The organism is Propioniciclava tarda, from assembly GCF_900182665.1.
Taxonomy (GTDB): domain Bacteria; phylum Actinomycetota; class Actinomycetes; order Propionibacteriales; family Propionibacteriaceae; genus Propioniciclava; species Propioniciclava tarda.
This window is the reverse complement of sequence record NZ_FXTL01000030.1, coordinates 1-5,763: the sequence shown is the minus strand read 5'-3', so window position 1 is coordinate 5,763 and position 5,763 is coordinate 1. Positions and strand designations below refer to the sequence as shown.

At 67.6% G+C, this 5,763-nt stretch carries 5 protein-coding genes; 4 read left to right on the top strand and 1 reads right to left on the bottom strand.

The annotated features are described in order from the left end of the window. The first annotated feature begins 116 nt into the window (after positions 1–116). Complete coding sequence (locus FN821_RS13975; RefSeq protein ID WP_131173165.1) at positions 117–1,250, top strand: SIR2 family protein; 1,134 nt, start codon at positions 117–119, stop codon at positions 1,248–1,250. A gap of 129 nt (positions 1,251–1,379) precedes the next feature. Here the strand turns inward: FN821_RS13975 and FN821_RS13970 are convergent, their stop codons facing one another. Beyond that, positions 1,380–2,069 (bottom strand): NUDIX hydrolase, encoded by a 690-nt coding sequence (locus FN821_RS13970; protein ID WP_241660265.1) that lies wholly within the window; start codon positions 2,067–2,069, stop codon positions 1,380–1,382. Between the two features lie 86 nt (positions 2,070–2,155). Between FN821_RS13970 and FN821_RS13965 the strand changes: the two genes are divergently transcribed. Genes FN821_RS13965 through FN821_RS13955 form a run of 3 tightly spaced genes read left to right on the top strand, consistent with a single transcriptional unit; the run spans position 2,156 to position 5,278 of the window. Further along, positions 2,156–3,643 (top strand): ADP-ribosylglycohydrolase family protein, encoded by a 1,488-nt coding sequence (locus FN821_RS13965; RefSeq protein WP_131173167.1) that lies wholly within the window; start codon positions 2,156–2,158, stop codon positions 3,641–3,643. After that, positions 3,634–4,698 carry a TY-Chap domain-containing protein gene (locus FN821_RS13960; RefSeq protein WP_131173168.1) on the top strand — a complete coding sequence of 355 codons (1,065 nt, stop codon included), beginning with the start codon at positions 3,634–3,636 and terminating at the stop codon, positions 4,696–4,698. Before FN821_RS13965 ends, FN821_RS13960 begins: the two co-directional genes overlap by 10 nt. Positions 4,699–4,711: 13 nt before the next feature. Further along, positions 4,712–5,278 (top strand): hypothetical protein, encoded by a 567-nt coding sequence (locus FN821_RS13955; protein ID WP_131173169.1) that lies wholly within the window; start codon positions 4,712–4,714, stop codon positions 5,276–5,278. Positions 5,279–5,763 lie beyond the last annotated feature (485 nt).

Here is a 5,763-nt window from a genome sequence, read left to right as displayed (position 1 = left end):
CCCTCGGCTTCCGGAACCTCACCCACTACATCGCCAGATCACTACTCGAAACCGGCGGCTTCAGACCCCACCTACACCCTGGATTGTGAAGAGCCTTCAAAGGGCACCGGGCCGAGGTGGTCCGCGAACTGCTTCGGCGACTGCTCGACTTCGTCGCGCAGAACCCCATCGACGTCGCGTTGAGCCTGACGCGCACCTCCGACTTCGCCGCAGCCCAGTGGGCGCGACACCGCCTGGCAGCGGAGGGGAGAGACTGCTGGCCCGAGCTCAACGATGAACACGCCGGTCTGGCCGACCGGCTGGGCGCGATGGCGTCCCGAGGTGAACTTTCCGACTTCGCCGGCGCCGGGGTGAGTAAGCCGGTGGGCTTCCCCGACTGGAACCAACTGATCCGCGACGTTTCCCGCAAGCCCAAGCTCCGGATCCCCGATGACGCCGACTACCCACAGCTTGCCCAGAAACTCGGCCTTCAAAACAAGAGCGACATGATCGCCGCGCTCCTCACCACGTCCAAGCACGCCCTCGGACACGCGCTGTTGGTCAACCTGCGGACGCCGTCCCTGGTCACCACCAACTACGACCCTTGTTTCGAGAACGCCGCCGAGCTGATCCACCAGGACCCGAAGCTCAGGGTCATCGCCCGCGAGCTGGCGGTGGGCGGTCGACCCTGGCTCCTCAAGCTCCACGGGGACGTCGCGGATCCACCCTCGATCGTCCTGACCACCTCCCAGTACGCCAGGCTCAAGGACGACCATGCGGCCCTCCGCGGCGTCGTGCAGACCCTCATGTTGACCAGCCACCTGCTGTTTGTCGGCTTCGGGTTCGCTGCTTCGGACTTCCTGGCTATGTCGACGGCCGTGAAGAACGTGCGATCCCTGGCGAAGGACATGGACGCCGAGGCGACGGTTGGTACCGCGATCGCCCTGTGCGGTCCGGCAAAGAAGCCGCATGAGGACGACCTCGACCATCACCACATGCGCGTTGGCGACGACCACAAGGCAGCAGCTCGTGATCTCGAGATTCTGCTCGATCGCCTGTCTTGGCGCTGCCAAGTCGAGGGGCAAGGACGTGCCGGCTACCTGCTCGACCCCGACTACCAGCAGGACGCCCACGGCCATGACCAAGCTCTTGTCGAAGCGTTGAGCCAGCTTCGGAAGGGCGCTGAATCGTGGCGAAACAGCGCCGGAGCCAAAGCAGTCAACGACCTTCTGCTTTCCTTCGGCGCTCGGCCGAACGTCGCGTTCCCCTGATTCAACCCATATCGGACGCCCGCGCGCGAGTCCAGGTCACGCGCGTCACGCCGCGGGATGCCTTACCGAACACGGCAGAACGACACGGCAGTCGTATGAACGGGCCGAACGGCGTCCGGCCAACGATTGTCACCGCCTGAGGATCGGCGGATGCAGACTGACAGCGGGACCAGCCTCGTACACCTTGGCCGGCTTGCCGCGTCCCCTGATGACCTCGCCGGTGTCGACCACGAACCCATCCGCCGTCAGGACCTTGCGCTGGAAGTTCCGCGGATCAACGGCGGCGTCCCAAACCGCCTCGTACACCCGCCGCAGCTCTGGCAGCGTGAACGTCGCCTCGCAAAAGGCCGTCGCGATCGTCGTGTATTCGAGCTTGGCCCGGGCCCGCTCCAGGCCGTCCGCCAGGATCTGCGCGTGGTCGAACGCCAACTCGCGCCCGATCGCCGCGTCCACCGGCACCCACTCGGCGAGGTCGGCGTCCGTCCCGGGCTTGGGGTCCGGCAGCCCGGCGCCCAGCGCCAGCCACGCCACCGACACCACCCGCTCCGGACGCGGGTCGCGCCCGACGTCGCCGTACGACCGCAGCTGCTCCAGGACAACCTGCCCGCGCCTCAGCCCCGCCTCCTCGGCCAACTCGCGGTAGGCCGCCGACTCGAGCGACTCGTCCACGTGCACGAAGCCACCCGGGAGCGCCCACCGCCCTGTGTGCACCGAGCTGGCCCGCCGAACTAGCAGCACGCACAACCGTCCTTGCCGCAGCGTGAACGCCACGATGTCGGCCGTCACGGCGAAGACCGGGAAGCGCGATGCGTAGACCACGAACGCACAATACATGTGACCTTGACATTTTGCGAGTAGCGCTCTAAGTTCTAAAATGTCACTACAACACGTTAGGAGTCCTCGCGATGCGTCTTTCCTCAGAACAGGCCGACCGGGCCGGCGGCGTCCTGCTCGGTCAGGCTATCGGTGACGCGCTGGGCGTCCCGTACGAGTTCGGCCCGCCGATTGAACTCGGCACAGCCGCGATGATCGGCGGCGGCCTAGGGCCCTACGCGCCGGGGGAGTGGTCCGACGACACACAGATGGCCGTCTGCATCGCGCAGGCGACCGCCGCCGGTCCCTTCGGACAGACCCCGTTGGACGCCGTCGTCGCGGCCTTCGTTCGCTGGGCGCGCGAGGGCGCCTCGGACATCGGCGTCCAGACGTCCACGGTGCTGCGCCAGGCCATGGACGCCCCCGAGAACTTGCCCGCGATGCAGGCCGCCGCACTGGACGCCGCCGCCGACGGCCGCGCCGGCAACGGCGCGCTCATGCGCACCTCGATCGTTGGCCTGGTCGCCCTCGATGACCCCGAACGAACCGCACAGGCGGCGTCCGATGTCGCCCGACTGACCCACGCGCACCACCTGTGCGTGGAGTCGTCGATCCTGTGGTCCGAGGCGGTTCGGCTCGCGGTGGTAGAGGGACGACTGGACCTGCGCGCCGGCGTCCGACTGCTGGGTGAAGACCGCCGCGCGTTCTGGCAGGACGCGATCGGCCAAGCCGAGACCCAGCCGCCCGCCATCTTCGGCCGCAACGGCTTCACCGTCACCGCGCTGCAGGCCGCCTGGTCGGCGATCCACTCGACGCGCCACATCGCCGGCCCCGACCACGTCGAAGCCGCCTTGCAGGCTGCGATCGCCATCGGCCACGACACCGACACGGTCGCTGCGATCGCAGGCGGGCTGCTGGGCGCGCGGTATGGCGTGTCCGGGCTGAAGACAGATTGGACGCGGCGCGTCCACGGTTGGCCCGGTCTGCGGGCACGCGACCTCGTCGCGCTGGCCCTCGCGACCGCGATCGGCGAGCTACCCCTGGACCACCGGAAGTCGTCGATGGTGACCGGCGGGCGTCCGGGGCTGGCGGTGCCGCACCCCGACGACCCGCACGTCCTGCTCGGCACCGAAGCCGACCTCGCCCGCTGCGCGGACCGGGGCGTGACGGCTGTCGTCAGCCTGTCCCGGGTGGGCGCCGACGACATCGCGTCTACCAATGTGGCGCCCGGCAAGCACGTCTCGGTCTGGCTCGTCGACTCCGACGACCCGCGGAAGAACGCCCACCTCCCCTGGACCATCGCCGACGCCGCCCGCACCGTCTCCGCGCTCAGGGAGGGCGGCGACCGCGTCCTACTGCACTGCGTCGCCGCCGAACATCGGACGCCGTCGGTCGCACTGGCCTACAGCGCGCTGCTCGGGAAGTCCGAGGGTGCTGCCGAGCGCATCGAGGCGGCCGTCGGCCACCCGGTGGACGGTTTGCTCTGGGTGACCGCGCAGGGCATCTCTGCCAGTTCCGGCCCCGCACGCCCCTGCTCTGCAGTAAACCTGGATAGCGAAGGAGATCGCTCATGGACATGACCGACCGTCTGGCGGCTCGCCTCACTCACCGACTGCGTCACCTGCGCGGGACGCAGGAGTCCTTCACCATCGACCTCGGGGACGCTTTCGTCCAGGCGGCGTCCTATGAGGGGGACGCGGTCCTGATCGAGTTCACCGGCGACGAGTTCCTGCCCGAGGATCGGAGGCTGTCCGGCGTCCAGCACGACGAGCTGCTGCGGTTGGGCTTCAACCGTCCCGGGGATGTTTCGCCGAACTGGTGGATCGGCATCGAGGACGGCAACGAGCGCAGCCTGTACGCCGCCGCGCGAGCCGCCGTGACAGCGCTGACGGAGTTCCACGGCGTCCCGGCAGATGCATGGGACGAGGAGCTACCGCTGTACCGCTGGACGTCCGAAGTACCCCAGACCGCGGAGCCGCGGACGATGCCGGCGTCAGGCGAAGGCGAGTCGCTCACTATGGAGACCACGCTCGGGTCGGTCGCGCTGTTCGCCAACGGCCACGCCACCTTCAACGGTGAGACGTGGGACGACCGTCCGGTCCGCGAGTGGTACCCGACGAAGGATGGTCGCCTGGCTGTCACGCTCGCGGTCCCGAGGGGCGAGCACTTCCTGCACGTCGGTTTCGTCCCTGAGACGGACGCCAACGCGGCGCTGCTGCGTAGCTACGTGCCGTCCAGGGACGAGCTGACGTCGCTGGCGCAAAGACTGGCTGTCCACGAGCAGTACGCCCTGACCTGCATTGAGAGCGGCACGATGGTTCACTACGTCTTGGCTTCCGCGGCGTCGCGACTGAGTGACGCAGAAGGCGCACGGAAGGCGTCCGAGATTGTGGGCTGGGATCTCGCCCCACGGCTCGCTGCCGCGGAGGCCGCGGTCGACGCGTTCTGGCGGCGCAAGACGGCCGACAACAACCGTGAACAGCAGCATGACGAGGAGAAGACGTGGCAGGCCATCCAAGCCTGGGTCCGGATCTCCCCTTGGAAAGATGACTTCGACTTCGAGGTGATCCCCACACCGCCGCGCCCGTGGGCCATCGCCAGCCCGGAAGTCGAGATCCAGCGCATCTACCGTTGAAAGGGGAGTGGCCATGGAAGGCCTGCAAGACGCGTGCACGGTTTGGCAGTCCGGCATGGAGGGTGGCTCATCGCCAATCCGTGCGGCGGCCCGCAACCTGACCGGCGTTCGCCACTACTTCGCGAGCGACTTCATCACGGCGTTCGAGGACGAGGCACGCAACAACCCAGTCACCACCGGCCGAGCTCGGGTGCTGCTGGAGGCGTTGGCTGCGAGCCCACGTCGGACTGCTTCGGAGTGGGGCTCTGCACTGGGCGTCGACTCTGACTGGGTCGGGCGCGGGATCAAACGAGGAGCCCAGGATGATCAGATCCTCGCTGCCCTTCAGACGGGCTCTTTGACGATGCCGCTCTGGGGCGCCAGTTTCGACCGCGAGGTTGCGGCCAAGTACGGGGAGCGATTCACCTTCGTTCTACGGGGCGCCTTCCCCGCGATCCCCGCCTGGGTCCATTCGGGTGTCGTCGCCGAGGAACTGGAACTCATCTGCGGCGGACGCTACGAGATCCTTGAGCCCCTCGACCTGGCGAAGGAGCGGGTGGAGGTGCACCTGCGCTTCGTCGGCGGAACCCCGCTCCGCTAGTAGCAGGGGACGCGGCGGCGGTTGCCCCGGGAGTTTTCCCGACGAGCAGCGACCAGCGCTTCAGGAGGAGCGGGAACACCGATGTCGGGCGGTCCGCGGCGATGGTTTCCAGGTGTGTCCGTCGTCCCTGTTGGTCGACCGCGGCACCGTCGCGTCCGAAGCCAAGTCGCACGTATGTTGCACGAGGGGCAATCCGACCAACAAAAAAAGACGCATATTACCTTGTGAAGGACAACTTGTAGGCCCGAACCGGGGCTGGTTCAAGTCCAGTTAGGCCCACCAAAAGTCCCCTGTCCGGTTGAGCTGGGTCATCGAGCGGCAGTCGGCAAAGCTCACTGCGCCCACGTCCGACGTGCGCAGACGGCCGACACGTCACGAGAACCTCTCGACGAGCAATGATCAGAACCTGTGGATGGTCCTCGGCGGGGTGACGTGAAGGGGCGCACCTTCCCGGGGATGATCTGAAGTCCAAGTAGCTCTGATCA

Coding starts and splice junctions, on each gene's coding strand:
- FN821_RS13965 (WP_131173167.1), top strand. CDS start 2,156: ATGCGTCTTTCCTCAGAACAGGCCGACCGGGCCGGCGGCGTCCTGCTC.
- FN821_RS13960 (WP_131173168.1), top strand. CDS start 3,634: ATGGACATGACCGACCGTCTGGCGGCTCGCCTCACTCACCGACTGCGT.
- FN821_RS13955 (WP_131173169.1), top strand. CDS start 4,712: ATGGAAGGCCTGCAAGACGCGTGCACGGTTTGGCAGTCCGGCATGGAG.